Annotated in this window: 23 protein-coding genes; 11 read left to right on the top strand and 12 right to left on the bottom strand. The window is 74.0% G+C overall.

Translation table 11 applies throughout. From position 1 onward, the window contains the following. Positions 1 to 61: 61 nt before the first annotated feature. A complete protein-coding gene (locus ACFXPX_RS36200) occupies positions 62 to 424 on the top strand; it encodes a hypothetical protein (protein ID WP_380644578.1) in 363 nt (120 codons plus the stop codon). An 86-nt stretch (positions 425 to 510) separates the two neighbouring features. Here ACFXPX_RS36200 and ACFXPX_RS36195 read toward each other — a convergent pair whose 3' ends face one another. The 7 genes from ACFXPX_RS36195 to ACFXPX_RS36165 form a co-directional block, all read right to left on the bottom strand. Continuing rightward, entirely contained in the window at positions 511 to 1,323 is an 813-nt protein-coding gene (locus ACFXPX_RS36195) for a DUF1963 domain-containing protein (RefSeq protein ID WP_380644576.1), read from the bottom strand. A gap of 91 nt (positions 1,324 to 1,414) precedes the next feature. Then, entirely contained in the window at positions 1,415 to 2,158 is a 744-nt protein-coding gene (locus ACFXPX_RS36190; protein WP_380644577.1) for a DUF1295 domain-containing protein, read from the bottom strand. 56 nt (positions 2,159 to 2,214) lie between these two features. Continuing rightward, a complete protein-coding gene (locus ACFXPX_RS36185; protein ID WP_380644575.1) occupies positions 2,215 to 3,558 on the bottom strand; it encodes a class I SAM-dependent methyltransferase in 1,344 nt (447 codons plus the stop codon). Next, a complete protein-coding gene (locus ACFXPX_RS36180) occupies positions 3,555 to 4,304 on the bottom strand; it encodes a DUF1365 domain-containing protein (protein WP_380530252.1) in 750 nt (249 codons plus the stop codon). Before ACFXPX_RS36180 ends, ACFXPX_RS36185 begins: the two co-directional genes overlap by 4 nt. Beyond that, entirely contained in the window at positions 4,301 to 5,629 is a 1,329-nt protein-coding gene (locus ACFXPX_RS36175; protein WP_380644574.1) for an NAD(P)/FAD-dependent oxidoreductase, read from the bottom strand. The genes ACFXPX_RS36180 and ACFXPX_RS36175 overlap by 4 nt, the downstream gene beginning before the upstream one ends. A gap of 219 nt (positions 5,630 to 5,848) precedes the next feature. Then, positions 5,849 to 6,679 (bottom strand): alpha/beta fold hydrolase, encoded by an 831-nt coding sequence (locus ACFXPX_RS36170; RefSeq protein ID WP_380644573.1) that lies wholly within the window; start codon positions 6,677 to 6,679, stop codon positions 5,849 to 5,851. A 74-nt stretch (positions 6,680 to 6,753) separates the two neighbouring features. After that, complete coding sequence (locus ACFXPX_RS36165) at positions 6,754 to 7,563, bottom strand: YhjD/YihY/BrkB family envelope integrity protein (protein WP_380530261.1); 810 nt, start codon at positions 7,561 to 7,563, stop codon at positions 6,754 to 6,756. Positions 7,564 to 7,774: 211 nt separating this feature from the next. Here ACFXPX_RS36165 and ACFXPX_RS36160 point away from each other — a divergent pair, with 211 nt between their 5' ends. Continuing rightward, a complete protein-coding gene (locus ACFXPX_RS36160) occupies positions 7,775 to 8,338 on the top strand; it encodes a YbaK/EbsC family protein (RefSeq protein WP_380644572.1) in 564 nt (187 codons plus the stop codon). A 48-nt stretch (positions 8,339 to 8,386) separates the two neighbouring features. On the opposite strand, the gene ACFXPX_RS36155 is transcribed toward ACFXPX_RS36160, so the two are convergent. Beyond that, positions 8,387 to 9,109 carry a UBP-type zinc finger domain-containing protein gene (locus ACFXPX_RS36155; protein WP_380644571.1) on the bottom strand — a complete coding sequence of 241 codons (723 nt, stop codon included), beginning with the start codon at positions 9,107 to 9,109 and terminating at the stop codon, positions 8,387 to 8,389. Further along, entirely contained in the window at positions 9,106 to 10,356 is a 1,251-nt protein-coding gene (locus ACFXPX_RS36150; protein WP_380644570.1) for an NAD(P)/FAD-dependent oxidoreductase, read from the bottom strand. The genes ACFXPX_RS36155 and ACFXPX_RS36150 overlap by 4 nt, the downstream gene beginning before the upstream one ends. Before the next feature lie 253 nt (positions 10,357 to 10,609). On the opposite strand from ACFXPX_RS36150, the gene ACFXPX_RS36145 reads away from it, so the two are divergent. The 6 genes from ACFXPX_RS36145 to ACFXPX_RS36120 all read left to right on the top strand — a co-directional run bounded on the left by ACFXPX_RS36145 (position 10,610) and on the right by ACFXPX_RS36120 (position 17,303). After that, entirely contained in the window at positions 10,610 to 11,242 is a 633-nt protein-coding gene (locus ACFXPX_RS36145) for an alpha/beta hydrolase (protein ID WP_380530271.1), read from the top strand. Positions 11,243 to 11,464: 222 nt separating this feature from the next. After that, entirely contained in the window at positions 11,465 to 13,009 is a 1,545-nt protein-coding gene (locus ACFXPX_RS36140; protein WP_380591921.1) for an MFS transporter, read from the top strand. 106 nt (positions 13,010 to 13,115) lie between these two features. Then, complete coding sequence (locus ACFXPX_RS36135) at positions 13,116 to 13,505, top strand: SCO5389 family protein (protein WP_380407015.1); 390 nt, start codon at positions 13,116 to 13,118, stop codon at positions 13,503 to 13,505. Positions 13,506 to 13,726: 221 nt separating this feature from the next. Next, on the top strand, positions 13,727 to 14,761 hold the full coding sequence (locus ACFXPX_RS36130; protein WP_380530278.1) for an LLM class flavin-dependent oxidoreductase: 1,035 nt from the start codon (positions 13,727 to 13,729) through the stop codon (positions 14,759 to 14,761). A gap of 156 nt (positions 14,762 to 14,917) precedes the next feature. Continuing rightward, a complete protein-coding gene (locus ACFXPX_RS36125; protein ID WP_380644569.1) occupies positions 14,918 to 15,565 on the top strand; it encodes a hypothetical protein in 648 nt (215 codons plus the stop codon). 241 nt (positions 15,566 to 15,806) lie between these two features. Then, positions 15,807 to 17,303, top strand: coding sequence for a DUF2079 domain-containing protein (locus ACFXPX_RS36120; RefSeq protein ID WP_380644568.1), 1,497 nt, complete (start codon positions 15,807 to 15,809; stop codon positions 17,301 to 17,303). Here the strand turns inward: ACFXPX_RS36120 and ACFXPX_RS36115 are convergent. Together ACFXPX_RS36115 and ACFXPX_RS36110 are read right to left on the bottom strand one after the other, a co-directional pair. Then, positions 17,287 to 18,363, bottom strand: coding sequence for a glycosyltransferase (locus tag ACFXPX_RS36115; protein ID WP_380644567.1), 1,077 nt, complete (start codon positions 18,361 to 18,363; stop codon positions 17,287 to 17,289). The genes ACFXPX_RS36120 and ACFXPX_RS36115 overlap by 17 nt on opposite strands. 366 nt (positions 18,364 to 18,729) lie before the next feature. Next, positions 18,730 to 19,095, bottom strand: coding sequence for a hypothetical protein (locus tag ACFXPX_RS36110; protein ID WP_380644566.1), 366 nt, complete (start codon positions 19,093 to 19,095; stop codon positions 18,730 to 18,732). A gap of 489 nt (positions 19,096 to 19,584) precedes the next feature. Here ACFXPX_RS36110 and ACFXPX_RS36105 point away from each other — a divergent pair, with 489 nt between their 5' ends. Then, positions 19,585 to 20,025 carry a hypothetical protein gene (locus ACFXPX_RS36105; RefSeq protein ID WP_380644565.1) on the top strand — a complete coding sequence of 147 codons (441 nt, stop codon included), beginning with the start codon at positions 19,585 to 19,587 and terminating at the stop codon, positions 20,023 to 20,025. Positions 20,026 to 20,222: 197 nt separating this feature from the next. Beyond that, a complete protein-coding gene (locus ACFXPX_RS36100) occupies positions 20,223 to 20,864 on the top strand; it encodes a hypothetical protein (RefSeq protein ID WP_380644564.1) in 642 nt (213 codons plus the stop codon). A gap of 49 nt (positions 20,865 to 20,913) precedes the next feature. On the opposite strand, the gene ACFXPX_RS36095 is transcribed toward ACFXPX_RS36100, so the two are convergent. After that, positions 20,914 to 23,448 (bottom strand): collagenase, encoded by a 2,535-nt coding sequence (locus ACFXPX_RS36095; protein WP_380644563.1) that lies wholly within the window; start codon positions 23,446 to 23,448, stop codon positions 20,914 to 20,916. Positions 23,449 to 23,778: 330 nt separating this feature from the next. Here ACFXPX_RS36095 and ACFXPX_RS36090 point away from each other — a divergent pair, with 330 nt between their 5' ends. Next, complete coding sequence (locus tag ACFXPX_RS36090) at positions 23,779 to 26,349, top strand: collagenase (RefSeq protein ID WP_380644562.1); 2,571 nt, start codon at positions 23,779 to 23,781, stop codon at positions 26,347 to 26,349. Positions 26,350 to 26,401 lie beyond the last annotated feature (52 nt).

Genomic DNA, 26,401 nt, shown 5'->3' with positions numbered 1-26,401 from the left:
CCATCCGGTAACCCCGGTCGGCCGACCGCGGCGCCACCGACTCGCACTCCCCGGGAGCAGCATGTCCGCCGACCGATCCGCCCGTCTGCTGAGCAGCCTCCTGCTGGGCGCCGGGGTGGCGCACTTCGCCGTGCCGCGCCCCTTCGACGCGATCGTCCCGCGCGCCCTGCCGGGCCGCCCGCGGGACTGGACCCACCTCAGCGGACTGGCCGAGCTCGCCGTCGGCGCGGCCGTCGCCCACCCCCGCACCCGGCGCGCCGGGGCCCTGGCCGCGGCCGCCCTGTTCACGGCGGTGCTCCCGGCGAACGTGCGGATGGCCCGCGACTGGCGCACCCGGCCCGCCCCGCTGCGGGCGGCGGCCGTCGCCCGGGTGCCGCTCCAGGTGCCCCTGGTGCTCTGGGCCCTGCGGGTGGCCCGGGACTGACGGCCCACCGGACGGGCCCGCCGACACCGGCGGGCCGGTTCGGCTGCGGACGGGTTCAGCCGCGCACGGGTTCAGCTGGGGCGGGTTCAGCTGTCGTAGCGGTGGGTGAACGGGCGGCCCGGGCAGGTGCGGCACTCGAACACGTACACCCCGCCCAGGTCGCCGAGGCTGAGTCCCGCGCCCTCCCAGCGGTGGTCGCGGTCCTCGACCGGCGTCCAGGCCTGCCCGGGGCCGTGCTCCTCGGTGCTCTCCACCGTGAGCAGGTGGTCCATCGCCGTTCCGCAGCCCGGGCAGTCCGGCCACTGCGCGTCCTGGCTCCAGCCCGGGTAGCCGCCCAGCTTGATCCCCGGCGCGGTGGACAGGTGGTACTGGTAGTCCCAGCCCGTCTCCTGGTCCACCTGCGCGAAGCGGGGTTCCAGGGCGTCCCAGAGCTCGTCCGACAGGTCCCAGCTCGGGTACTCGGCGACCAGCTCCGGGTGCACGACGCACGGCCTCGGCACGTATCCGTACGGCGCGTCGGCCGGCGCCTCCGGGGTCGGCCGCACCTCGCCCACCTCCCCGGCGGTCCGCCAGTGGAGCAACGGGACGACCCACTGGCCTTCGTGCCGCAGCGGGCACCAGAGCAGCTGGAGCAGGTCCCGCCCCTCCGGGAACGGCACCAGGTCCGGCAGGTCGGCGCGGTGGAGCTGGACGACCGCGACCATGGGCGAGCCCGGATGGCGCGGGCACTCCCGCCACGGTTCCTCCGCCGGCCAGAGCAGCGGACCGCCGACCGAGCTGTCCCCCGGCGCCGGCCGGCCCGCGCGCGGGTGCAGCCGCACGGCCTCGCGGCGCAGGGGCACGACTTCGGGGAACAGCTCTTCGACGTTCAGCGGGCGCGGCGGGGTTCGACGGGTCACCCGGGGACGGTACCGGCGACGGCGGCCGGGGCGCACCGGGATTTCGGGGCGGACGACGGCCATGGCCTGCGGGGACTACGGGCGACGGAAGCTACCGACGACGGCGCGGCGGCAGCGGGAGGAAGCCGCTGGTGCGGGCGGTGTACTCGGCCCAGCCGGGGCGGTCGGCCCCCAAGTGCCGTTCCAGCATGGGCTTTCCGCTGCCGAAGGCCAGCAGGTACGTCATCAGCAGCGGGCTGAGCACGAACGCCCAGCCGGTCGGGGTGTCGGCGCCGAGCAGGAAGAGGCCCCACCAGACGCAGGCGTCGCCGAAGTAGTTGGGGTGGCGGGTGTAGCGCCACAGGCCGCGGTCCATGATCCGGCCCCGGTTGCCGGGGTCGGCCTTGAACCGTGCCAACTGCCGGTCCCCGACGGCCTCGAAGCCGAGTCCGACCGCCCACACCGCCGCGCCCGCCCAGGCGAGCGCCCCGGGCGGGCCGGGCAGGTACTGGGCGGCCTGGACGGGCAGCGAGACGAACCAGACGATGGCCGCCTGGAGCAGGAAGACGATGCGCAGCGCGTACCGGGTGCGGGCCGGGCCGGCCGGTGCGCGGGCGAGCATCCGGGCGTAGCGCGGGTCCTCGGGGGCGCCCCGGGCGCGCCACCACAGGTGGACGGAGAGCCGTACGCCCCACACCGTGACGAGGACGGTGACCAGCAGTCGGCGCCCGGTGTCGCCGTGCCCGGCGGACAGCGCCAGGCCGGTCAGCGCGATCGCGGCGAAGGCCAGGCCCCAGGCGACGTCCACGCCCCGGTACCGCCCGGAGCGCAGGCCGACGACGAAGGCGGCGAGCATGACGGCGAGGGCGACACCGGCGGTGACGGCGAGGTTGAGGCCGAAGGCCGCGGCGTTCACGCCCGCGCCCCGTACGGGCCCGGCACGGTGCCGCCGTCGCGGGTCAGCAGCAGCTGGTGCACGTTCAGGTAGCCGGTGCGGAAGCCGGCTTCGGAGTAGCCGAGGTAGAGCTCCCAGGTGCGGCGGAACACCTCGTCGAAGCCGAGGGCGGCGACCTCCGGCCACCGTTCGGTGAAGCGCTCGCGCCACAGCCGCAGGGTCTCGGCGTAGTGCGGGCCGTACGCGTCGGCGCGGTCCACCCGGAGTCCGGTGCGGGCGGCGGTGTCGGTGATCGCCCGCAGCGAGGGGATCTGGCCGCCGGGGAACACGTACTTGAGGATCCAGGTGTAGGTGCGGCTGCTGGCGAGCATCCGGTCGTGGGGCATGGTGATGGCCTGGAGGGCGATCCGGCCGCCGGGGGCGAGGACCCGGTCGAGGGTGGCGAAGTACTCGGGCCAGAACGGGCGGCCGACGGCCTCGATCATCTCCACGCTGACCACGGCGTCGTACCGGCCCCGGGCCGAGCGGTAGTCGCAGAGCCGGACCTCGGCCCGGTCGGCCTGTCCGGCGTCGGCGATCCGGCGGCGGGCGAGCGCGAGTTGCTCCTCGGAGAGGGTGAGGCTGACCACCCGGGCGCCGCGGGCGGCGGCGCGGACGGCGAGTTCGCCCCAGCCGGTGCCGATCTCCAGCAGCCGGGTGCCGGGGCCGACGGCGGCGAGGTCGAGCAGCCGGTCGATCTTGCGGTGCTGCGCGGCGGGCAGGCCTTCCCTGGTCGCGGTCGGCCGGGCGCCCGGGGCCTCGGGAGCGTCGGGGAAGAGGGCGGCGGAGTAGGTCATGGTCGGGTCGAGGAAGAGCGCGAACAGCTCGTTGGAGAGGTCGTAGTGGCGGTGGATGTTGCGCCGGGCGTTGCCGGGGGTGGACAGCTCCGCACGGGGCGGGCGCCGGACGTAGAACCGGCGCAGCCACCGGGTGCCCCTGGGCACCAGGGCTTCGGGGGCGGCGGCCAGCGCGGTGAGCAGCGCGACGGGGTCGGGGCTGTCCCAGTCACCGGCCTGGTAGGACTCGCCGAAGCCGATCAGGCCGCCGGTGCCGAGGCGGTGCAGGAAGGCCCTCGGGTGGTGCAGACGCAGCACCGGGACTCCGGTGGCTGGCTCGAACTCGTCCTTCGTGCCCGGCAGTTCGATCCGGATGCCCTGCCGGGAGGCGGCCCGGCGCAGCACGCGTGCGGCGACCGCGGCGCGCAGCGGGGCGTGCGGCACCCGGACGACGTCCGGCCAGCGGGCGGGGTCGACGACGGGGGTCGGCCGGGCAGTGGTGCCGGGCGGGGTGGTGCTCGTCGGGGTCGGGGTGGTGCTGGTCATGCGGTGGGCACCTCTTCCGTGGCCGGGTCCGGGTGGACGGGCAGGCCGCGCAGCCACAGCCGGATGCCCTGGTAGCGGATGTGCAGGCTGACGGCCCAGGTCGCGAACGGGTGCCGGAGCGCCGCCCGCAGCAGGGTGCGGGGGCCGGCCGGGCGGGCGGTGCCGTGCACGGTGGCGGTGAACGCGTGGCCGTCCGGCCGGTCGAGCCGGACGGTGAGGTCGAGGCGCTCGCCCGGCGGGGGCAGGGACATCCGGTAGTGGCCGTCGACCGGGAAGAACGGGGAGACGTGGAACTCCTTGGGCGTCCCGGCCCGGCCGGCCGCGTCCGGGTGGAGCAGGTAGCGGTGCCGGCCGCCGTAGGTGTTGTGCACCTCGGCGACGGCGCAGCGCACCCGGCCCTGCGGGTCGTGGCACCAGTAGACGGTCAGCGGGTTGAACACGTGCCCGAGGGAGCGGGCCTGGGTCAGCATCAGGACGCGGCCGTCGCCGAGCCGTACGCCGTGGCCGGCCAGGAAGTGTTCCAGGTCCTGACGTATCGTCAGGTCCCGTTCCGTGCGGTCGACCGCGTGGTCGCGGGCCCGGAAGGCGGCCAGCGGGCGCAGCGGCCACGGGATCGGCGGCAGGTGGTCCGGGTCGACCAGCCAGAGGTAGCCGCGGTGGCGGAAGACCCGTCGGGGTGCGGCGCGGACGTGGGTGGTCCGGGTCTCGTAGAGCACGGCGCCCCAGGGGCCGGGGAGGGGGTTCACGGCGCGACCGCCCCCAACAGGGCCCGGGCCGCCTCGACGCCGGAGCGGCAGCCGTCCTCGTGGAAGCCCCAGCCGTGGTAGGCGCCGGCGAACGCGGTGCGGCCGGTGGTGAGTTCGGGCAGCCGGCGCTGGGCGGCGACGGTCCGGGCGGTGTACACCGGGTGCTCGTAGACGGTGCGGGAGACGACCAGTTCCTCCGGGATCGGGTGCTGCCGGTCCTCGTTGAGGGTGACCAGGTAGTCCTCGGCGGTGTCCAGGCGCAGCAGCCGGTTGAGGTGGTAGCTGACCCGCACCCGGTCGGCGGGGGCGGCGCAGTGCGGCATCCGGTAGTTCCACGATCCGCGCGCCGAACGGGCCCGGGGCAGCACGGAGGGGTCGCGGTGCAGCACGGTGGGGTTGCGCGAGTAGCCGAAGGCGCCGAGGACCTCCAGTTCGGCGTCGGTCGGGTCGGCGAGGAGTTGCAGGGCCTGGTCGGCGTGGGTGGCGACGACCACGGCGTCGGCCTCGGTGCGGCGCCCGTTCCCGGAGACCACGGTGACGCCGTCCGGGTGCCGGCGCACCAGCCGGACGGGGGCGGAGCGGTGGACGGCGCCGAGCCGCTCGGCGATCCGCTCGACGTAGCTGCGGGAGCCGCCGACGACGGTGCGCCAGGTCGGCGAGCCGGTCACCCCGAGCAGGCCGTGGTTGTCGAGGAAGGCGAACAGGTACCGGGCCGGGTAGTCGCCCGCCAGGTCGGGGGCGCAGGACCACACGGCGGAGACCAGCGGGGTCGTGAAGTGGTTGACGAAGTACGGCGCGAACCGCCCGGCGGCGAGGAACTCCCGCAGGCTCGGGTCGCCCGCCGCCGGGTCGGCGAGGAGCCGGCGGGCGAGCCGGTGGAAGCGCGGCACCTCGGCGAGCATCCGCAGGTACCGGCCGCGCACCACGGCGTCGGGGCGGGCGAACAGCCCGGCCGGCCCGCGCGCACCGGCGTACTCCAGGCCGCAGCCGTCGCAGTGCACGGACATGCTCATCTCGCTGTCCTGGGTGCGGACACCGAGTTCGGCGAACATCCGGACCAGGTGCGGGTACGTGCGCTCGTTGTGCACCAGGAAGCCGGTGTCCAGGGCCAGTTCACTGCCGTCCGGCCTGGTGGCGCGCTGGGTGTGGGCGTGGCCGCCGAGCCGCTCGTCGGCCTCGAAGAGATCCACCTCCACCCCGGAGCGCGACAGCTCGTACGCGGCCGTGAGCCCGGCGACACCGGCCCCCACCACCGCCACCCGCCGCCCGGGCGGCCCGCCCCGCGTCACCCGGAACCGTCCGGAGGTGGTGTCGACCGTCGTCACGAGGGCCCCTCTCTGCCCAGGGCGCGCACCTGCGGCCCTGTCGGTGGTCTGCACCCGTTGTTCGGAGCCGGCTGCCGCCCGGATTGGTCGGCGGCGGTCCGCCGTCCCGAAGGGCCGTCCACGGCTTCGCCGTCACCTCGGGCAGGCCGGGCAGACGGCCGACGGCGGCACCGGCGCTACCGGTGGTGACCTTCCCTCACGCCCCCGGGCCGGACCCCGTCAGCGGCCCCGGAACTCCCGCAGGGCGGCGTTGACGGCCGCGGGCTCCTGGGTGTGCGGGTAGTAGCCGGGAACCCGCAGGAGCCGGCCCCCGAGGGAGGCCGTGAGGGCGTCGGCCACGGCCATCAGGGGCAGCCCCACGTGCTCGCGGTACGCGGCCGGGGCGTGCTCCCACGTCCCGCAGATCACCAGGACGGGCAGAGCCCCGCCCCGGAGCGCCGCGAGCGGGATCTCCGCCTCCCAGACGGGCCGCTCCCCCATCGAGGTGGCGACGGCACGCAGTCGGCGCGGCGTGGGCTCGGGCATCGCCATCCCCAGCCCCTCCGTGGACGCCCGCAGGTACTGCTCCGGCGTGACGCCCTCCGGGATGCCCGGGGCGGCGTCGCGCACCCGGTCGAGGAGTTCCGCGACGACCGGGTGGTGCGCGGCGGCGGTGAAGGCGGAGGGCTGGATCAGGGCGAGGGAGCGAACCAGGTCGGGTCGGCGCGCGGCGGCGATCAGCGCGGCGACCGCGCCGTTCCCGTGCGCCACCAGGTGGGCACCGCCGGGCCCCGTGGCCCCGTCCCGGCCGCCGAGCACCTCCACGATGTCCCCGGCGTCGACCTCGAAGTCGCTGCGCGCGGTGTCCGGGCTGTCGCCGTAGCCCCGGCGGTCCATCAGGAGGAGCCGCCGGCCGACCGCGAGGGGCCGCTGCCCGGCGAACCCGTAGGCGGGGTCGCTGCCCCAGGTGAAGATGGTGTGGACGAACACGGCGGGGGCGTCGCCCGGGGCCCCCGAGGGCCGGTCGCCGCCGACCCGGTCGTCCCACACGGTCACGTGCACGGCTGCCATGGGCCGTCCTCCCGAAGTCGAGGAGCGTCAACTTTCCTGAGACTAGACCGGGAAGGCGGCGGTCCCGCGCCGCGCTACGGCGTGCGACGGGCCTGGACCAGGACGCGGCCGGCCAGCGCGCCGGCGTACACGGTGTAGCCGACGCCGATGAGCCAGGACTGGACGATCAGCACGGTGCCCACCGTCCCGTAGGAGACGGCGTTGGACACCAGCAGGGGCGCGAAGACCAGCCGGGAGAAGAGCCGGAGCCCGGCCAGCGCCACCATGGTGGCGACGGCGCCCGGCAGCAGGTCCCTGGCCGGGACGCGTCCGGCGAGCAGCAGCCGCTGGAGCCACCAGAACAGCAGGATGCCGCCGATGGTCGTCGCGGCGATCCGGACGGTCGGCTGGACGGCCGAGTGGCGCCACGGCGTGCCGCTCAGGGCGGCGACCACGATGTAGCCGGTCAGTGCGGCCAGCCCGAGGGTCTGGCGCCAGACGGTGTGCCACGGCCCGCGGTCGAGCTCCCAGATGCGTTCGTAGACCCCTTGGATCGCGGCCATCAGCGAGACCCCGAAGACGGCCAGCGCGGCGAGGCCGAAACCCGTGGTGGTGCTGAGCACCTGGCCCCGGGAGACGAAGAGCCGGTGCACGGCGGCGGCGCCCTGGCCGGACAGGCCCAGGCCGTCCGTGATCCACTCGGCGATCCCGGTGCCGCGCGCCGGGAAGGCGGCGGCGATGACGATCAGCAGCGGGACGAGGGTCACGAAGAACAGCGCGGCGAAGGCCATCGAGCGCTGGAGCAGTTCGACCGTACGGCCCTGTTCCCACACGCTCCGGGCCACCAGCCGCGCCAGCTGCCACCAGGTACGGACGGGCGGTTCGGCCCGGCCGCGACGGGGCACCTCAGCCGCCCGGGGCGGCGGGCGGCGACGGTCGGTTCAGGCGCACTGGATCCTCCCTGTTCACGGCACCCGCTGATCTCGGCACCCGTTGGCGCATCCCGTCAGGATGCCACCGACGGGCCGCCCCGGCGCTCGACCGGGCCGTCGGTGGACCGGAGCAGGGGCGGGGTTACCCGGCGGCGCCCGCCGCCGCCCGCGCTACAGTCCCCCCATGAGCGATCCGGTGCACCCTCCCTTCGGAAACTTCACGGCCGTCCTCCCGGCGCTGGAGGTCCGCGAGCAGCTCGCCGCCCCCGTGGCCGACGCCCTCGAGAACTGGGACGCTCGGGCCGCAGCCGAGTCCGTGCTGTACGTGGACACCGACCCCGAGAAGGCGGACACCGCGGTGTTCTGCGAGTTCTACGCGGTACCGCCGGAGCTCTCCGCGAACTGCGTGGTGGTCGCGGCCAAACGCGGCGGGGAGGTCACCCTGGCTGCCTGCCTCGCCCTCGCCACCACCCGGGTGGACGTGAACAAGGCCGTCCGCACCCACCTGGGCGCGCGGAAGGCGTCGTTCGCCCCGATGGACACCGCGGTCGACCTGACCGGCATGGAGTACGGCGGCATCACCCCCGTCGGCCTGCCCGGCACCTGGCCGCTGCTCATCGACGAGGCGGTGGCCGCAGCCGACGCCGTCCTGATCGGCAGCGGCCGACGCCGGGGCAAGCTCATCCTCCCCGGTCGGGCCCTGGCCCAGCTCCCGGGCGCCGAGGTACTGGCAGGCCTGGCCACCTGAGAGCTCGCACCGCCACGCCCTCGCAGCGCCCCGGTCGCCGGGCCCCGATCACAGCGTGCGCAGGGCCCGCTCGCACTCCTGGCACCGCCGGTCGGCGAGCACGGGCGGGTACCAGGGATCCCCGGGCCGGGCCGGCCGGTAGTGCGCGTGCTCCATCGGTCCGGTCTCCACCCCGCACAGCGTGTACGGCTGCGGGTCCTCCGGAACATCGGGATCGGCCCCGGCGGCGTGCACCGCGAACACGGCGGGTTCGACACCCTCCGCCCCGATGGCCCCGTCGGATTCCAGCTCGAAGAGCACAATGATCGATCCCATGCCCCGAGCCTCGATCATCCCTCCCGGACCCACCTCCGGGGGTGGGCCGACGGTGGACCGATCACCACCGATCCGATCACCACCGGTCCTTCCGCAGCGGGCAGCGCCCGGCGGCGGCCCGTCGGGGCGGGCGGGGCGGGCGGGGTGCAGGAACACCTCGTCGGTGTAGCACCAGGCCCAGTCGTCGCCGGGCTGGAGGGAACGGGCGATGTGGTGGCCGCCGGTGGTGCGGGCGTGGTGGTGGGCGTGCTGCCCCGGTGAGCTGTCGCAGCAGCCGACGTGTCCGCAGCTCAGACAGGCCCGTAGGTGCACCCAGGTCCGGCCGGCGCGCAGGCACTCCTCGCAGCCCGGGACGGGGTTGGCGGGGGCCTCCCGGAGCCCGTCCAGGTGGTCGCAGGTGCGCTGGACGACCAGGCCCGGGTCGACCGCGACCCGCCATGCGCGCCGGTCGTTCATGCCGGCCGGGTTCCCGGTCCGGCCAGGTCGGCCAGCACCTCCCGGGCCGCCCGGGCGCCCGAGGCGAGTGCCCCCTGCACCGAGCCGGTGGCCCGGTGGTCGCCGCACACGTAGCGCCCCGGCGCGAACCGGGTGGTCCGGCTGAGCCGGAGCGGCGCGGGCCCGGCCGGCAGCGCCTCGGCGATCCGGTACTCCTCCAGCTGCTCCCAGGCCGAGGTGTCCGCCCGGTACAGCGCACCGGCCCGGACCCGGGCCGCCCGCTCGTCCGCGTCCGTTCCCAGGACCGAGGTCGACACCAGCGCCCGCCCGTCCGGTGAGCAGCCGGGGACGACCTCCGACAGCACCACCGTGTTCAGCACCTGCCGGTCCGCGTCCACGACCAGCGTCGGCTCGGGCAGGGGGCTGACCGGCGCCGCGTGGTAGAAGGTCGTCACCGCCCGCGCCGCCGGCACTTCCAGGCCCGGCAGCAGCCGGGTGGCCTGCGCCATCCCGGTCGCCACCACGACCGCGCGGGTCCGCAGGACCGGGCCGCCCGCGAGCGCCACCCCGCCCGCCGTCACCCGTTCCACCCGGGTGCCGCACACCAGTCGGGCCGTCGGCAGCCGGGCCGCCAACTGCCGTGGCACTGCCCCGATTCCGTCCTGCGGCAGGCACAGGCTCCCGCGCAGCATGCTGCGCCACACCAGGTGGAACAGCCGGCTGGAGGTCGCCAGCCCCTCCTCCAGGAACACCCCGGCCAGGAACGGGCCGAGCACCTCGTCGACGGTGCGCCCCGACACCCCGGCCCGGCGCAGCGCGCGGCCGGTGCCGGTCTCCGGCAGGCGCTTGAGCAGGGCGGCGGGCAGCGCCGCGTCCCCCGCCCCCAGCAGCGCCAGTGCGGCCAGGTCGCGCAGCGGCAGCAGCCTGCCGGGCAGCAGGTCGCCGGCCTGGCCCGGGCGCCTGGTCGGATCGACCACCCGGCGCGCGCCCCGGGCGTCGGCCAGCAGGAACCCGGGGGTGAACGGGCGCAGCCCCAGCGCGCCCAGCTCCAGTCGCCGCCTGACCTGCGGGTAGGCGGTGTTGAACACCTGGAAACCGCGGTCGAGGCGGAAGCCCCGGACCACGTGGGTGCGCATCCGTCCGCCCACCTCGTCGGCGGCCTCCACGACCAGGACGTCCCGTCCGGCCTCGGTCAGGTCCAGCGCGCAGGCCAGGCCGGCCAGGCCCGCGCCGACCACGACCACTTCCGCCGCTGCCTCTCCTCGCATCCCGCTCACCGGCTTCCTGTCGAGTACGGGCCGCGCCGCGGGCCGTAGTGGCCCGCCGGGCGCGGGGGTGCGCCATCGGCCGCCCTCCCGAGCCACCGGATCATCCCGGCCTCTCTTCGGAGCCCGGTGGCCGAACGGATTGGATCCGGGCACTCCCTCCCCGGGTCCGCGGTGCCCGAGGGCCATCCGGAACGGTGCGGAGCACCGAATACCCGGTGCACCGACACCTCCTCGGCGGCGAACGGGAGGTCCCATGCCGCGCTCCTGGGAGCACCTACGGATCCACCACCGGCCTGCCGTGCCCCACGCCGGGGTGCTCCTGCTGCCGGGCGGCCGCGCGGACGGCCTCGCACCGCCCCGTCGCGTGAACCTGCCGGCCCTGCGGATGGTGCTGTTCGCCCGGGCCCTGCGCCGCGCCCTCCCGCGTGCCGTCGTCGCGTCCGTTCGCTACCGCCACCGCGGCTGGAACGGGTCCCGCGCCGATCCCGTGACCGACGCACGCTCCGCGCTGGTCGAGCTGGAGGGCCTCGCTCCGGGGGCTCCGCTGCTGCTGGTCGGCCACTCCATGGGGGCCAGGGCCGCCCTGGCCGCCGCCGGCCGCCCCTCGGTGGCCGGGGTGGTCGCGCTGGCCCCGTGGTGCCCGCCCGGCGATCCGGTGGGCCAGTTGAACGGCCGGCGGGTGCTCGTCCTGCACGACGGGGCGGACCGCGTCACCTCGGCCGCCCTGGCCTGGGAGTTCGCCCGTCGGGCCGCTGCCGCGGGGGCCGTCGTCGAGGCCGTTCCCATGGCCCGGGGCGGCCACACGATGGTGCGTGGCGCACGCGCATGGCACCGGCTGACCGCGGCGTTCGCGGCCGCGGTCCTGGGCGGCGCGAAGGTGTCGTAGCCGCCGACCGAGCCCCGAGGGCCGCGCGGTGGAGACCCCGCATCGGCGCCACCGCGCGCCACCACCCGCCACCGTCCGCCACCACCCGCCACCGTCCGAAAACAGACGGTTGTCGGTAATGAACGGTTGTGTTCCCTATCTCCCCGGGGCTACGGTCGGTGGTAGCGAACGGACTCCGTTCACCCATCGTCGTTCGACCCCACGCCATTGGGGGACCCTGCCATGGCAACCTCGCGCTCCCTGGCGCTCGCCCCTCCCGCGTCCGCACGACGCGGCCAGCACCCGGGGATAGCCCTCACCGTCATCGCGGCCACCCAGCTGATGGTGGTCCTGGACATCACGATCGTGAACATCGCCCTGCCGCACATCCAGCAGGCCCTGAGCTTCTCCACGACCAACCTGTCCTGGGTGATCAACGCCTACACGCTGACCTTCGGCGGGCTGCTGCTCCTCGGCGGGCGCGCGGGCGACATCCTCGGGCGCCGGCGGGTGTTCATCGTCGGCGTGCTGGTGTTCAGCTTCGCCTCGCTGCTCGGCGGCGTCGCCCAGTCCTCGTCCTGGCTGCTGGCGGCCCGGGCGTTGCAGGGCGTGGGCGGGGCGATAGCGTCGCCCACCGCGCTGGCGCTGATCGCCACCAACTTCAAGGAGGGCCCGGAGCGCAACCGGGCCTTCGGCGTCTACTCGGCCGTCGCCGGGGCGGGCGGGGCAGTGGGCCTGCTGCTGGGCGGCATGCTGACCTCCTGGCTGTCCTGGCGGTGGGTGCTGTTCGTCAATGTGCCGATCGGCATCGCGATCGCGCTGCTGGCGCCGCTCTACATCAACGAGTCGGAACGCCACCCCGGGCGCTTCGACCTGCCCGGCGCCTTCACCGCCACGGCGGGCATGGTCTCCCTGGTGTACGGCTTCATCCGGGCCTCCGACCACGGCTGGACGGACGCCGTCACCCTCACCTCCTTCGCCCTCGCGGTGGTGCTGCTGTCCGCGTTCGTCGTCAACGAGCGGCGGGTCCCGCAGCCGATCACCCCGCTGCACCTGCTGCGCGACCGCAACCGCTCCGGTGCGTACGGGCTGATGCTGTGCGTGGCCGCGACGATGTTCAGCATCTTCTTCTTCATCACCCTGTTCGTGCAGGAGATCCTCGGATTCAGCCCGCTGCGGGCCGGGTTCGCCTTCCTGCCGATCAGCGTGGCCATCGTCGGCGCCGCCCAGTTCGCGGCGCGCAACCAGATCCGGTGGGGCCCGAAGCCGTTCCTGGTCGCCGGGTCGGTGCTGGTCCTCAGCGGGGTGTTCTGGGCGACCCGGATCGACATCCACAGCACCTACGTCGGCGGGATCCTCGGACCGACGCTGCTGTTCGGCTTCGGGATGGGCTCGATCTTCGTCCCGGCGATGCTCACCGTCGTCTCGCACGTGGCCCCGCACGAGACCGGGGCGGCCACCGGCAGCCTCAACGCCATGCAGCAGGTGGGCGGTTCGCTCGGCCTGTCGATCCTGGTCACGGTGTACGGCACCGCCAGCCGCAACGAGGCCCGGCAGCAGGTCGGGGCGTTCCTGCGGGAGGCCACCCCGCAGCAGGCCCTCCGGCTCAGGGCGACCGGCACGCTCCCGGCGCCGTACTCCTCGAACGTCCTGGTGCACGGCATCACCAGCGCCTTCCAGATGGGCCTGGTCTTCGCGGCGCTGGCCGTCGTCATCGCGGTGTTCGTCATCAAGGTGCGGCCGGCCCCGGCGGCACCGGACGTCAGCCCTTCGGGGGGCGGTACTTGACAGGGCGTCGGGGCGTCCAGGACAGTCCTTAGCGCACATGGTTTTCATCTTCGTTAACCATTTCCCCGTGCGCGCCCCGGGCGCGCCCCCGCGAAAGAGGACCCCCATGTCGCTCGACGTCTCCCCCGCCCTGCTCGACCAGGCCCGCGACGGCCGCGTCGACCAGGCCGACTTCCTCGACACCGTCCGCGCCTCGCTCCCGTACGCCTACCAGGTCGTCGCCGGACTCAGCACCGAACTCTCCGACGGCGAGGCCGAGTTCACCACCGACAACACCACCCCCAGCGACGAGCAGCGGGCCCAGCTGCTGCGCGCCCTGGCCAGCAACGCCATCCGCGGCAGCCTGGAGGAGCACTTCGGCGTGAAGCTCGCCTTCGTCAACTGCCACCGCGTCGGCGCCTTCCGGCCCGGCTCCGAGGACAGCGCGGCGTACCGCGAGTTCACCTCGCTGCACAACCAGATCCGCAACCAGAGCCCGGAGCTGCGCAGCTGCTGACCGGCGCGCGGCCGGAACGGGCGCCCACCCGGCAGCGGATGGGCGCCCGTCCCGCGACGCACCGGTGCCCGTTGCGCCGTGTTGCCCCGCATTGCCCCGCGTTACGGCCCGTTGTCCGGATCCCGCGCCGATCTTGTGGCACCGCGCGCGGTCTGCGTACGGTCGACGGGCACCACCCGTCCGGCCCTCCGGGGCCGCAAGACCCCCGCGGAGCCGCCACCATGCCGCCCTCCCCCCGCCCGCTGCGGAAACTCGGCTTCCTCACCATCGGCCTCTTCGACGAGGCGGACCCGCGCCGGGGCCACGAGTCCACCCTCGACCTGATCACCCTCGGCGAACGGCTCGGCTTCGACAGCGCCTGGCTGCGCCACCGCCACCTCCAGTTCGGGATCTCCTCCCCGGTCGCGGTCCTCGCCGCCGCCACCCAGCGCACCAGCCGCATCCAGCTCGGCACCGCCGTCACCCCGCTGGGCTGGGAGAACCCGCTGCGGCTCGCCGAGGACCTCGCCACGGTCGACCTGCTCTCCGGCGGCCGGCTCAACCCAGGGTTCAGCGTCGGCCCGCCCGTCCACTACGAGCACGTGCGCGGCGCGCTCTACCCCGACACCGGGGAGCACGAGGACTTCTCCCCCACCCGCGCCGAACGCTTCCTCTCCCTGGTCCGCGGCGAGGACGCCTCCGACTTCGCCGGCACCGAGGGCATCGAGGTGTACTCACGCCGGGTCCAGCCGCACTCCCCCGGCCTCGCCGACCGGCTCTGGTACGGCGCGGGCAGCCTGCGCTCGGCCCGCTGGGCCGGCGAACAGGGGCTCAACCTGCTGACCAGCAGCGTGGTCAAGCCCGAACCCGGCGACGACGCACCGGACTTCGCCGCCATCCAGGCCGAGCAGATCCGCGCCTTCCGGGCCCACCACCCCGACGGCGAGCGCGCCCGGGTCTCCCAGGGCCTGGTGGTCGTCCCCACCGACGGCGCCACCCCCGAACAGCGCGCCAGGTACCAGGCCTACGCGCTCTCCCGCACCCCACGCACCCTCACCCCGCAGGGCCCGAACCGGCTGCTCTTCGCCCCCGACCTGGTCGGCAGCTCGGCCGAACTCGCCGAACGCCTGCACGCCCACGCCGGCTTCCGGGAGGTGGACGAGGTCGCCTTCGCGCTCCCGTTCGACTTCGAGCCCGAGGACTACACCCAGATCCTCACCGACCTCGCCACCCGCCTCGGGCCGGCCCTCGGCTGGACCCCGCCGACGGCCGGGTAGCACGGCCGGTCGGCACAGCCGGGCCGAGCGGCGGGTCCAGTGGGCCGGCCGGAGGTTCCACGACCTCCGGGAGGCGAGCCGCAACCGCCCCCCGGCCCGGCACGTCCCAGCGGATACGAACGGCCCACCGGCCGGACGACACCACTGGGGGGAACCATGATCGAACCACGGGACGCCGCACCCGCGCCGTCCGCCCCGCAGACCTGCCCCGGCTGCGCCCGGACCGACCAGGTCCGCAGTGTTCCGGCCGTCCACCTCGCGGGCCGGAAGACGGTCACCGTCCACTCCCGGGACAACGACGGCAAGCTCCGGACCGGCACCCGGGAGGTCACCAGCCCGCTCGCCCGGGCCCTGGCGCCCGCCCCGGAGAAGCGCCCCGAGCGCGTCCCGGCCGTCCTCGGCGTCCCCGCCCTGTTCGCGGCGGGGTTCCTGTACTTCGTCGCCGATTCGCAGAGCAGGTACGAGGACTCCAGCGCCAAGATGCTCGCCGGATCCTCCCTCGCCCACCTCTCGGACTCCTCCGGATCCGACTCCTTCTACCTGTTCTCCGGGATCGCGTTCTGCCTCGCGGTCGCGCTGTTCGCCACGGCCGCGCTGCTCTGGGCCAGGAGCAGCCGCGAACTCGCCGGCCGCCCGCAGGCCGAGCGGCTGTGGGCCACGGCCTGGTACTGCGCCCGCTGCGGGACCGCCCACTTCCCGCCCACCGCCGGACAGGGTGCGGGCGCGGTCACCCTCCCGGAGTTCCGGCGCCGGGTCTGGACGGCGGGCGGGTACGGCCACCTGGTGGACCGGTACCGCGACTGACGTCGGCCCGGGGCCCGGAAGGGTGTGCGCGGGCGGGCGGACCAGCCGGGCCGACGCGGCGCCTGCGGCCGATCGGTTGATTCTGCGCTGCGCGTGACAGCCCTTCCCCGCCGGTGCCGAAGCGTTGCTGACATCTTGTTGGGCGGCGCTCCCGGTGCGCCGCTGCCGGTGCGCCGCTCGCGGTGCGTCGTCCGCGGTGCACCGGGAGCGGTTTCGGCAGCGGCCTCCGGAAGGTGTGATCATGCAGGCGCCTCTCACCGACAGCACCGTGGACCGTCCGCCGCGGCAGTCCGGCCCCGGGGAGCGGGCCACCCGCCCGTACCTGCTGCCGCCGGTCGTCGGCAGCGCGTGGTGGGTCTGGGGGCTGGCGGGAGCGCTCTTCGCCGTCTACACGACGCTGTCCGTGCGGATCCACGAACGGATGCTCTCCAACAGCTACGACCTGGGCATCTTCGAGCAGGTGGTCCGCTCCTACGCGGACGGGCACCTGCCCGTCTCCGAGTTGAAGGCGCCCGGCTTCCCCGTGCTGGGGGACCACTTCTCCCCCGTGCTGGCCCTGGTCGCCCCGTTCTACTGGGTCTGGCGCACCCCCGTGACGCTGCTCGTGGTGCAGGCCGCCCTGGTCGCCGTCGGCACGGTGCCGCTGGTCCTCTGGGCCCGGCGCAGGCTGGGCTCGGGGCCCGCCGCGGTGGTCGGGCTCTGCTACGGCCTGTCCTGGGGGGTCGCCAGCGCGATCGGCTTCGACTTCCACGAGGTGGCCTTCGCCGTCCCGCTGCTGGCCTTCTCGCTGGCCGCGCTCGCCGAGGGCCGGCTGCGCGCCGCGGCCTGCTGGGCGCTGCCGCTGCTGCTGGTGAAGGAGGACCTCGGGCTGACGGTGGCGGTGATCGGCCTGCTGATCGCCCGGCGGGGCGGCCGGCGGCTGGGGCTCGGCACGGCCGCCGCCGGGGTGGCCGGGTCGCTGCTCGCCGTGCTGGTGGTGCTGCCGGCCTTCAACCCGGGCGGGGACTTCGCCTACTGGTCGTACGTGAGCGGCCGGGGGGACGGCTCGGGCGGCGGTCCGGGCGGTGCGGACACCCTCGTGGCGGGCCTGCTGTACAAGGGGACGATCGGTCTGATCACCCCCGAGGCCAAGGCGACGACGCTGCTGTTCGTGCTGGCCGTCACGGTGTTCCTGGCGCTGCGGTCCTCGTTGGCCTGGGTCGCGGTGCCGACGCTGGTGTGGCGCTTCCTCTCGACCAACGCGTTCCACTGGGGCACGGGCTACCACTACTCGCTGGTGCTGATGCCGATCGTCTTCGCCGCCCTCGTCGAGGCCCTGGCCGCCCGGCGGGCGCGGCCGGGCAGCGTACGGCGCCACCTGCTGGGCACGGCGGCGGTCTGCCTGCTGCTGCTGCCGCAGTTCCCGTTCTGGCAGCTGGTCCAGCCGGCCACCTGGCGGAGCGACCCCCGGCTCGCCGTCGCCCACCGGCTGATCGACCGCATCCCGGACGGCGCCACCGTCCAGGCCTCCACGCTGCTGGTGCCCCAGCTCACCGACCGCACCACCGTCGGCCTGTTCGGCTGGGAACCCAGCCGGCCCGACCCGGAGTGGATCCTGGTGGACACCTGGACGCCGTGGAACAAGCGCTGGCCGCTGACGCCCGAGATCGAGCGGAACCGGCTGAACTGGCACCGCGCGCACGGCTACCGCGACGTCGCCGACGTGGACGGCTACGTGCTGCTCACCCGGACCGGCTGAGCACCCCCGGAGCGGACGCCGACACCGCCTGCTCCGCGAACCTCCGGTTGGCCAGGGTCTGTTCGCGGTAGGGGCGGGGCAGCTCGGCGATCGCGAGCAGCCGGTCGCAGGCGGCCAGCGAGCCCCGCGCGTCACCGACCCAGTACGCGGTGATCGAGTACTCGAAGAGCAGCCCCCAGCGGTACACCCAGGGCTCGGTGAACAGCCAGTCGTTCGGCAGGCCGCGGTCCAGCCCCGCCCGGGCGAACGCGTGCGCGGCCTGGTAGCGGCCCATCCGGCGCAGCCGGGACGCGAGTTGGTAGCAGGCCTCCAGGCGCCCCGGGCGGCTCTCCCAGGCGCGCAGCAGCGCGTCCATGGCGGACGGCCAGTCACCGCCGGTCTCCGCGGTCAGCACGCCGACCTGGAGCAGCGCGTAGTAGACCTCCTCCGGCCAGCCGCCCATCCCGGCCCGCCGCCGGTACAGCTCGATCGCCTCGGCGGTGCGTCCGAGGTCGCGCATGGTCTGGGCGAGGTAGAAGACCGCGCGGGAGTTGCCGGGGTCGCGCTCCAGGTCCGCCCGCAGCAGCCGGGCGTCGCGTTCGAACTTGTCGGACCGGGAGCCGCCGTCCGCGAAGTGCTCGATGACCAGCGCGTCGAGCTCGGCCGAGCGGTCCGGCTGGTCCGTCGTCAGGTACTCGTGGGTCGCCCCCTCGTAACGCCAGTCGACGGTGCCGCGCACCAGCCGCTTGATCCGGTACTCCAGGTCGGCGGCGTGGCGCACCAGGTAGGAGTCGGCGGTCAGCTCGGGGAGCGGCCCTTCCTGCCGCACCACCATGTCGGCGTCGATCAGCAGCAGGTAGTCGGCCTTGCCGCGGGCGTGCCGGATGTTGAGCGTCCGGTTGTGGCCGAAGTCCGTCCAGGGCTCCTCGTGCAGCTCGCCGGGGATCCCGGCCAGCGCACGGCGGATCAGCTCCTGGGTCCCGTCGGTGGACCCGGTGTCGGAGATCACCCAGGTGTCGACCAGGCCGCGGACCGAGGCGAGACAGCGCTCGATGACCGCCGCCTCGTCCTTGACGATCATGCACAGGCAGACGGTGGGCCTCCGGCCGGGCGCCCGGGACGGGGCTGCACCGGAACGGGAAGCGTCGGATCGGGTCACAACGGCCTCTCGGAGTGGGCGGGAGGGCGGCGGGCCCGGTCGGGCACGCACCGGGACGCGCATCGCGGTGGTGATGCTATTTCGGGCCCGTTCGTCCCCCGTGCTCCCACACGGGTCAGGCCAACGGGTTCGGGCCGTCCGGGTGATCGCAGTGCGCCGCGTTGATGACATTCCGGTCCCGTCGACGCCGGAAGCGACTGCGCCGCCCGGATCAATGGCGGACACCGGGCGGGCCGCATCGTCCCGCCGTCCCCGACGAGTGAGGAGTACCGGGTGTCATCACGCGGATCACGGATCCCGAGACCGGCGGTGCCGCACCGCCGCAAACAACGCGCGGCGGGTGCCGCGCTGCTCATCACGGCCATCATGTCGACCAGCGGCACCACGTTCGCCGCCGGGATCCACAGCTACCTCCCGCAGCCGAGCCAGCAGAAGCACGGCGACCACGGCGAGGAGCACTGTCCGCCGGGCCAGCAGGAGGTGTGGGGCGAGGAGCAGCCTCAGGAGGGGGGCGAGCCGACGCCCGAGGGCGGCCGGCAGACGGGTGACGGCGTCCACGCGCCGGCATTGCAGCAGTCCGGCCCGGGTCGGTCCCTCCGCGGCGACGGCGACGGCAACGGCGAGGAGCACGGAGACGGGGGCCACGACGGCCATCACGGCCACCTGATCGGGTGCGTGGGGCCGACCGGACCCACCGGCCCGACTGGTCCTGCGGGCGAAACCGGCCCGACCGGCCCGACCGGACCGACCGGCCCTGCGGGCGAGGGCGTCACCGGGCCGACGGGTCCGACCGGACCTACCGGACCGACGGGGCCGACGGGGCCGACGGGGCCGACGGGAGCCACCGGCAACACCGGCGCCACGGGCGCCACCGGGCCGACGGGACCGACGGGGGCTGCGGGCAACACCGGGGCCACCGGGCCGACCGGACCGACCGGTGCCACGGGCAGCACCGGACCCACGGGACCGACCGGACCGACGGGACCCACCGGCAACACCGGCGCCACCGGGCCGACCGGACCGACAGGCCCCACCGGGGCCACCGGCAACACCGGACCGACCGGACCGACCGGACCGACCGGGCCGACCGGGCCGACCGGAGCCACCGGCAACACCGGGGCCACCGGCCCGACCGGCCCGTGCATGTCCATCGACACCGTCACCCACGGCATGGTGCTCTACACCGGCGTGGTCAAGAACGGCACCGTCCAGGTCGGCAGCGCGCCGCTCAACGGCCCGAACGCCGACCTGACCACCTGGTCGACCCCGCCCGCGCTCCCGCTGGGGGCCGCCCCCGCCTGCGGTGTGGCCGTGTCGGACCACGGCAACCAGATCTCCGTGGAGACCATCACCACCGACGGCACGGTGTACCGGACCTTCTGCCGGTTCGCGACCGCGGACGGCAGCACCCCGGTGGACTGCGTGACCGGCAACCCGGGGTGGACGGCGATCACCAACCAGCCGGCCAGACTCCAGTCCGGTGCCCCGCCGTTCGGCACCGAGGCGCAGCGGCGTTCCGGCGACACCGGGCCGACGCGGTCGATCAAGGTGCTCTGGGAGCCGTACGTCCGCCGTACCTCCTGACCCGACCGGTCCCCACCGCCTCCACCTGCACGCCCGTCCCCGCCCCCGTCCACCGGGTCGGGGACGGGCGTCGGGCTCCGGGCTCCGGGCTCCGGGCACAGCGGGAGGGCCGACCGAAGCCCCTCCCGGTGGACGGCGTCCGGGCGGCCTGCGGGATCATGGCGGCCGCTGCCCCGCCCCGCCCGCGAAGGACCACCGTGAAGAGACCGTTCGGCCCGCTGACCTACACCTCCGCGGAGTGCGCCGAGGAGTCCGAGGCGTTCGCCGCCACCGCGAGCGGCGGTGAGCGGCTCGATGCGCTCGTCGACGCGGCGGTGTACTGGACCGACGCGGGGTCCTGCGCCCGGGCGTTGGCCCTGCTCGACGAGGTGGCGGCGGCCCGCACCGGGGGCCTCGCCGCCGAGGACGACCCCGGGCTGGACCGGATGCCGGCGCTGTACGCCTTCACCCTCCACACCGCGGGCCGCGGCGAGGAAGCCCGGGACGCCTTCACCGCCGCCGAGGCGTACGCCCGCGGCTCCGGTGACTGGTACGCCTTCGAGGACCTCGCCGACCACTTGGCCGGGGCCGGGCAGGACGAACGGGCCGTCCGGCACTGGACCACCGCGCTCGACCTGCTGCTCCCGGAGGCCGCCGACCCGCCGGCCGGCCGGGACCACGGCGCCCAGGAACACGGCGGCTGGGACCACGCCGCCCGGGAGCGCGCCGTCCATCGGATCCGCGCCGAGCGCCGCGGGGCCCGCGCCCGGCTCGGCCTCCCCTCCGACGCGCACGACCTCGCCCCGTCGCCCGGGCCCCGGCGCGGACTGTTCGACCGGCTGCTCAGGCGCGGCAGTTGACGGGCGGTGGCCCGGAGCGGGTGCTCCGGGCCACCGTGCGGAGTGCGGGTCAGTACTGGGTGGTGATGGTCACCCCGCTGAAATCGGTCTGGGCGTAGAGGCTGATGTAGCGGTAGCCGGCCGTGGTGTTGGTGACGGTCAGGCTCTGGTTGGTGGTGCCGTTGGTGGTCGAGCCGGTGGTGTAGGCGCTCGGGGTGGCCCAGGTGTCGGGGTTGTAGAGCAGGTACGCGGTGCCGGTGCCGCCGGAGCTGGACACCTTCAGCGTGGTGGTGCCGGCCGGCAGGTAGATGTAGTAGTAGGCCAGGTTGCCGGCGGTGGCGGACTGGTTGGTGCGGGAGCAGTTCTTGTCCAGCACCCGGGCGTCGGCGGCGGTGCAGCCGCTGAGGCTGCCGACGGTGACGGACTGGGTGACGGTGTTGGTCTTCCCGTTGCCGTCGGTCACCGTGAGGCTGACGTCGTAGCTGCCGGCCGCGGTGTAGCTGTGGGCGGGGTTGCGGCTGGTGGAGGTGGCGCCGTCGCCGAAGTTCCAGGCCCAGGAGGCGATGGAGCCGCCGGACTCGGTCGACTGGTCGGTGAACTGGACGGCCAGGCCGGTCGGGGCGGCGCTGAACGCGGCGGTCGGGGCGCCGCCGACCTCGCAGGCGCCGGCGGCGCAGGCGTCCAGCCAGGAGTTGAACTCGGCGTCGTAGGCGGTGCCGATCGAGTTGTAGGTCGCGTAGCCGCCGGTGTAGTCACCGGTGCGGAAGTGGCCCAGCATGTTCTGGATGACGTCCGGGTGCTTCTCGGCCATGAAGCGGACGGCCAGGTAGCCCCACGGGTAGGTGCGGGTGGTGTCGCTGTTGTCGTAGGTGTTCTGGAAGAGCGTGCTGAGCGCGTAGGTGTGCTTGGGCGCCTCGGCCATCGCCCCGGTGTCGGTGACGTTCCGGTAGCTGTAGGACACGTACTCGGCGACGCCCTCGATCCACCAGACGTCCGGTACGGATATCTGCTGGTTGAAGTCGCCCTTCATGTCGAGGCGGCCGTCGAGGGCGTGGGTGTACTCGTGGTTGAGGTTCCAGACGCCCGCGGTGAAGCCGTCGTCGCCGTTCTGGTAGGTCAGCGAGATCGGCTGGTTGCCGGGGGCGGTCGGGTCGCCGATCAGGGTGATGCCGCCGTTGTTGGTGCTGACGCCGTAGATGCCGCCCGCGTAGGTCTGGTAGTCCTGCGGGGAGGCGAACACCACCATCTGCAGCGAGTTCTCGTACTGGCCGGCGATCGGGCCGCTGTCCTTGACCAGCTTGTGGAAGAACGGGTCCTGGTTCTGCAGGCTGGCGCAGACGGCGGCCAGGTCGGCGGCGGTGAGGCTCTGCGCCAGGAGGGTGTGGGTGGCGTCGCAGGTGTGGCTGACCGGCAGGGCGGCGGCCTTGAGCTGGTCCGGCAGGTTGCAGACGCCGTAGTAGGAGCAGTTCGCCTTGTCGTAGAAGGCGGCCATGCCGGCGACGCCGACCCAGAGCGACGCGGTGGGGCCGGTGATCGAGGAGACGTCCATCAGGCCCTTGATCAGCGGGCGGACGGTGCCGACCAGGGCGGGGTGCTCGATGTACCGGGCCGTCTCCAGGCCCGCGTTGGAGGCCAGGAAGGAGTTGGTGCCGCCGAGCATGCTCCGGTGGTCGAGCGCGAAGCGGTCGAGGGTGTTGATGATGCCCGGGTCGGCGGTGACGGCCGCGACGTAGTCGGCGTTCTGGTGGCCGCGGAAGATCGGGGTGTACACGCTGTTGGCGAAGTTCACCATGTACCAGGACGCGTCCCACGAGCTGGTGTACGCGTTCAGCACCCGCTGGTAGGTGCCGAGGTAGTGGGCCTGGAGGTTGGCGCTGTCGGTGAGGATCATCGCCTGGCCCGCGACCTGGCCGTTGCCGTCGTTGACGTCCAGGAAGTGCGGGCTCGCCACCAGGGCGTCCAGCGCGGCCTGGACGGCGCCGGTGAGCGTCGCGTCGTAGCTGCCGACGTCGCCCGGGCGGTAGTACTGCACGTAGTAGCCGGCCTGGAGGAAGTAGCCCAGCTGGTAGATGCCGGTGGAGTTGTCACCGGTGTACGAGGCGGCGGCGCTCCTGAGCCCGTTGGCGACCGCGAGCATCTGGCTCTGCTGGAACACCCCGTGGGCGTCGCCGCCGGTGAGGCGGAAGAGCGAGCTGATGCAGTCGACGGACGAGCCCTGGATGAAGGCCACCAGGTCGGAGCCGCTCCGGCCGCTGAAGTCGGCGGGGGTGCAGGAGGTGGCGGCCAGGGCCTTGGCGAGCTTGGGAGCCGGGGCCTTGGGCGCTGCCGACTGCGGTGAGCGGGGCGGGAGTTGGGCGGGGGCGAGGCGGCCGGCCTGGGTCTGGGCGTGGGTGTCGAGACCGAAGGCGGTGCCGGTGGGGGGCGTCCCGTCGGGGTGGGTGGAACGGGTGGCCTGCCCGGGGGCCTGAGCGGCGGCGGGACTCGCCTGGGCACCGGCCTGCGCCGTGGGGGCGGCGAGGCTCGGGGCGGCGGCGAGGCCGGTGAGGGCGGTGCTCGCGGCGGCGAGCACCGCGAGCGCACGGGGTAGCCGGAGTCGGTGACGCATCGTCACTCCTTGCTGGGGGGTGTGGGGGTGGGCCTCGGGCAGCTGCTGCCGAGGCCGTCGCCTGGCACCGTGCCACGGTTGCCGCACCACAATCAATAGGGTGTGACATGTCACTTTGATTCGTGCACCCGAGCTTCGGACGCGAAGCACAGGAGCCGGTGGAACGGCCGACGGGGGCGGTTCGCGAGGCCCTGCGAGGACCCTTGCGATGACATATAACCTGTGACATTGTTCTGACCCTGATTCCGGTGACAGGTCACACGTCAACTCCCCCTCAGCCTCGTGGCCGACGCCGCGTCACCTCCCCCACCTCAGGACAAGGACACCGCAGTGCGTCTGCGCCAATCCCTTCCGCTCCTGGTGGCCGCCGCTCTCGCCGGCCCCGCCACCCTGCTCCCGACCCCGGCCCTCGCCGCCTCCCCGGCGCCGGTCGCCGCTGCGGCCCCCGCCTCGACCTCGGCGGTCCCGGGCCGGGCCCCGGCCGCGCCGAAGCCGTTCGGCGCCGAGACGGCCGCCCCGTCCGCCTCCGAGCAGCTCGGCCGCACGGCCGCCCCGCTCCCGGCGGACCAGCTCGGCCAGGCCCTCCAGCCGACCGGCACGGCCGTCCGGACCGCCCCGCAGCCGAAGTCCGCCGCCGCGGCCCAGCACGCGCTGACCGCCCAGGCGCCCGCCGCGGCCGGCTGCGCGCCCTCGGACTTCGGCAGCCGCAGCGGCGCCGGCCTGGTCTCCTTCGTCCAGGCCTCGACCACGGACTGCGTCAGCACGCTGTTCAACGTCACCGGCAGCGACGCGGCCGCCGTCTTCAAGCAGTCGCAGATGCTCGCCGTCGCCAACGCCTTCAAGGCCCAGGCCGCGAACTACTCCGGCGACAACTCCGCCAACCTCCTGCAGCTGGTGCTCTTCCTGCGGGCCGGCTACTACGTCCAGTCCAACAACGCGGGCACCGTCGGGCCCTACGACGCCTCGCTCACCGGCGCCGTCAAGGGCGGCCTCGACGCATTCTTCGCGGGCTCGCACTGGAAGGACGTCAGCGACGCCAACGGCACCGTGCTCAACGAGGTGCTGGTCCTCACCGACAGCGCCAACATCCAGGGCCAGTACCTGAAGGTCTACCAGCAGGTCCTGAACGGCTACGACAACGGCTACAACGCCTTCCCGAAGATGGTGAAGGCCGTCAACGCCGTGCTGTACGCGCCGTTGTGGCGGGCCAACTGGAACCCGGACTACGTCAGCGCGATCGGCGCCGACCCGAGCGTGATCACCGCGCTGGCGAACTTCGCGCAGAAGCACAAGGACCTGCTCGGCACCGCCAACCAGTTCCTCGACGTCAACGCCGGCAACGACCTCGCCCGCACCGCCGGCGACGGCGGCTCCGTCGCGGCCTTCACCCGCCCGCTGGTCAAGCAGCTCCTCGACAGCACCCCGGTCACCGGCAGCACCGGCCCGCTGTACGTGTACACCGCGTACAACGCCAACCAGTACGACAGCACGCAGTGCTCCACCTACGGCACCTGCGACCTCCCCGGCAAGCTCACCGCCGCCGTGCTGCCCAACACCCTCGTCTGCGACAACCGCACCATCCGCACCGAGGACCTCACCCCCGCCGAGCTGGCCACCGTCTGCGCGAGCCTGCGCGGCGAGGACACCTTCTTCCACAACCTGGTCAAGGACGACGGCCCGATACCCGGCCAGTACGGCAAGAGCATCACCCTCGCCGTCTTCGCCAACCGGGACGACTACCTGACCTACTCCTGGGCGATCTACAACAACTCCACCGACAACGGCGGCCAGACCGTCATGGACGTCACCGACCCCAACAACAAGCCCGTGTCGGTGATGTACAAGAAGTCCTACATCGACGGCTTCCCGGCCAACGTGTGGAACCTCAACCACGAGTACACCCACTACCTCGACAACATCTACGACATGAAGGGCAACTTCGGCACCGAGATCTCCGTCCCGGACATCTGGTGGATCGAGGGCGTCGCCGAGTACGAGTCGTACACCTACCGCGGCACCACCGACACCCAGGCGATGGCCGAGGCCGCCACGCACCGGTACAAGCTGAGCACCGTCTTCCAGAACACCTACGACAACTCGGACACGGTGCGCACCTACCCGTGGGGCTACCTGGCCGTGCGGTACATGGTCGAGAAGCACCCGGACTTCATCCAGAACATGCTCGGCCACTTCCGCACCGGCGACTACCAGGGCGGCTACGCCGTCTACAACGGCCTCGGCACCTCCTACGACGCCGACTTCGACACCTGGCTGAACGCCTGCGCCGCCGGCGCCTGCTACGCGGACGGCCCGACCGCGCTCTTCGACCAGTCGGTCAACGGCGCCACCGTCACCCTCACCGACAAGTCCGTGGAGACCAACTCCCAGGCCTCGCTTGCTTCCTGGCACTGGACCTTCGGTGACGGCAGCAGCTCCGAGGACCGCAACCCGGTCCACACCTACGCGGCCGCCGGCACCTACACCGTCAACCTGACCGTGACCGACAGCGCCGGCAAGTCCACCAGCACCCCGACCTCGGTCACCGTCACCACCGGCGGCACCACCACCCTGCCGACCTGCACCGACCCGCGCACCGACGCCCTCGGCCAGAACTGCTCCCGGCCGAACCAGGCCCGCACCGCCGGGAACCTGGACTACTTCTACGTCTACCTGCCGGCCGGCACCAGCACCTTGAAGGTCTCCACCTCCGGCGGCACCGGCACGGCGGCCCTGTACTACAACGCCGACACCTGGGCCTCCCCCAGCGCCCACACGGCCGCCTCCACCAACCCGGGCACCACCCAGAGCCTGACCGTCACCAACCCGGCGGCCGGCTACCGGTACGTCAGCCTGTACGCCACCACCGACTTCAGCGGGGTGACGGTCAGCACCCAGTTCTGAGCCGGTACTTCGGCGAACGGCCCGAGCGGCGCACCCCTCACCGGGGGTGCGC

This window comes from Kitasatospora sp. NPDC059146 (genome assembly GCF_042786665.1).
Lineage (GTDB): Bacteria > Actinomycetota > Actinomycetes > Streptomycetales > Streptomycetaceae > Kitasatospora.
The sequence above is the reverse complement of the archived record's forward strand: the minus strand, read 5'-3'. Positions and strand labels throughout refer to the sequence as shown.

Excerpts from the sequence above, each read along its gene's own strand:
- ACFXPX_RS36200 (WP_380644578.1), top strand. The coding sequence starts at position 62 with ATGTCCGCCGACCGATCCGCCCGTCTGCTGAGCAGCCTCCTGCTGGGC.
- ACFXPX_RS36190 (WP_380644577.1), bottom strand. The coding sequence starts at position 2,158 with ATGCTCGCCGCCTTCGTCGTCGGCCTGCGCTCCGGGCGGTACCGGGGC.
- ACFXPX_RS36185 (WP_380644575.1), bottom strand. The coding sequence starts at position 3,558 with ATGACCAGCACCACCCCGACCCCGACGAGCACCACCCCGCCCGGCACC.
- ACFXPX_RS36170 (WP_380644573.1), bottom strand. The coding sequence starts at position 6,679 with ATGGCAGCCGTGCACGTGACCGTGTGGGACGACCGGGTCGGCGGCGAC.
- ACFXPX_RS36160 (WP_380644572.1), top strand. The coding sequence starts at position 7,775 with ATGAGCGATCCGGTGCACCCTCCCTTCGGAAACTTCACGGCCGTCCTC.
- ACFXPX_RS36155 (WP_380644571.1), bottom strand. The coding sequence starts at position 9,109 with ATGAACGACCGGCGCGCATGGCGGGTCGCGGTCGACCCGGGCCTGGTC.
- ACFXPX_RS36150 (WP_380644570.1), bottom strand. The coding sequence starts at position 10,356 with ATGCGAGGAGAGGCAGCGGCGGAAGTGGTCGTGGTCGGCGCGGGCCTG.
- ACFXPX_RS36145 (WP_380530271.1), top strand. The coding sequence starts at position 10,610 with ATGCCGCGCTCCTGGGAGCACCTACGGATCCACCACCGGCCTGCCGTG.
- ACFXPX_RS36140 (WP_380591921.1), top strand. The coding sequence starts at position 11,465 with ATGGCAACCTCGCGCTCCCTGGCGCTCGCCCCTCCCGCGTCCGCACGA.
- ACFXPX_RS36135 (WP_380407015.1), top strand. The coding sequence starts at position 13,116 with ATGTCGCTCGACGTCTCCCCCGCCCTGCTCGACCAGGCCCGCGACGGC.
- ACFXPX_RS36130 (WP_380530278.1), top strand. The coding sequence starts at position 13,727 with ATGCCGCCCTCCCCCCGCCCGCTGCGGAAACTCGGCTTCCTCACCATC.
- ACFXPX_RS36125 (WP_380644569.1), top strand. The coding sequence starts at position 14,918 with ATGATCGAACCACGGGACGCCGCACCCGCGCCGTCCGCCCCGCAGACC.
- ACFXPX_RS36120 (WP_380644568.1), top strand. The coding sequence starts at position 15,807 with ATGCAGGCGCCTCTCACCGACAGCACCGTGGACCGTCCGCCGCGGCAG.
- ACFXPX_RS36115 (WP_380644567.1), bottom strand. The coding sequence starts at position 18,363 with ATGATCGTCAAGGACGAGGCGGCGGTCATCGAGCGCTGTCTCGCCTCG.
- ACFXPX_RS36110 (WP_380644566.1), bottom strand. The coding sequence starts at position 19,095 with ATGGCCGTCGTGGCCCCCGTCTCCGTGCTCCTCGCCGTTGCCGTCGCC.
- ACFXPX_RS36105 (WP_380644565.1), top strand. The coding sequence starts at position 19,585 with ATGTCCATCGACACCGTCACCCACGGCATGGTGCTCTACACCGGCGTG.
- ACFXPX_RS36095 (WP_380644563.1), bottom strand. The coding sequence starts at position 23,448 with ATGCGTCACCGACTCCGGCTACCCCGTGCGCTCGCGGTGCTCGCCGCC.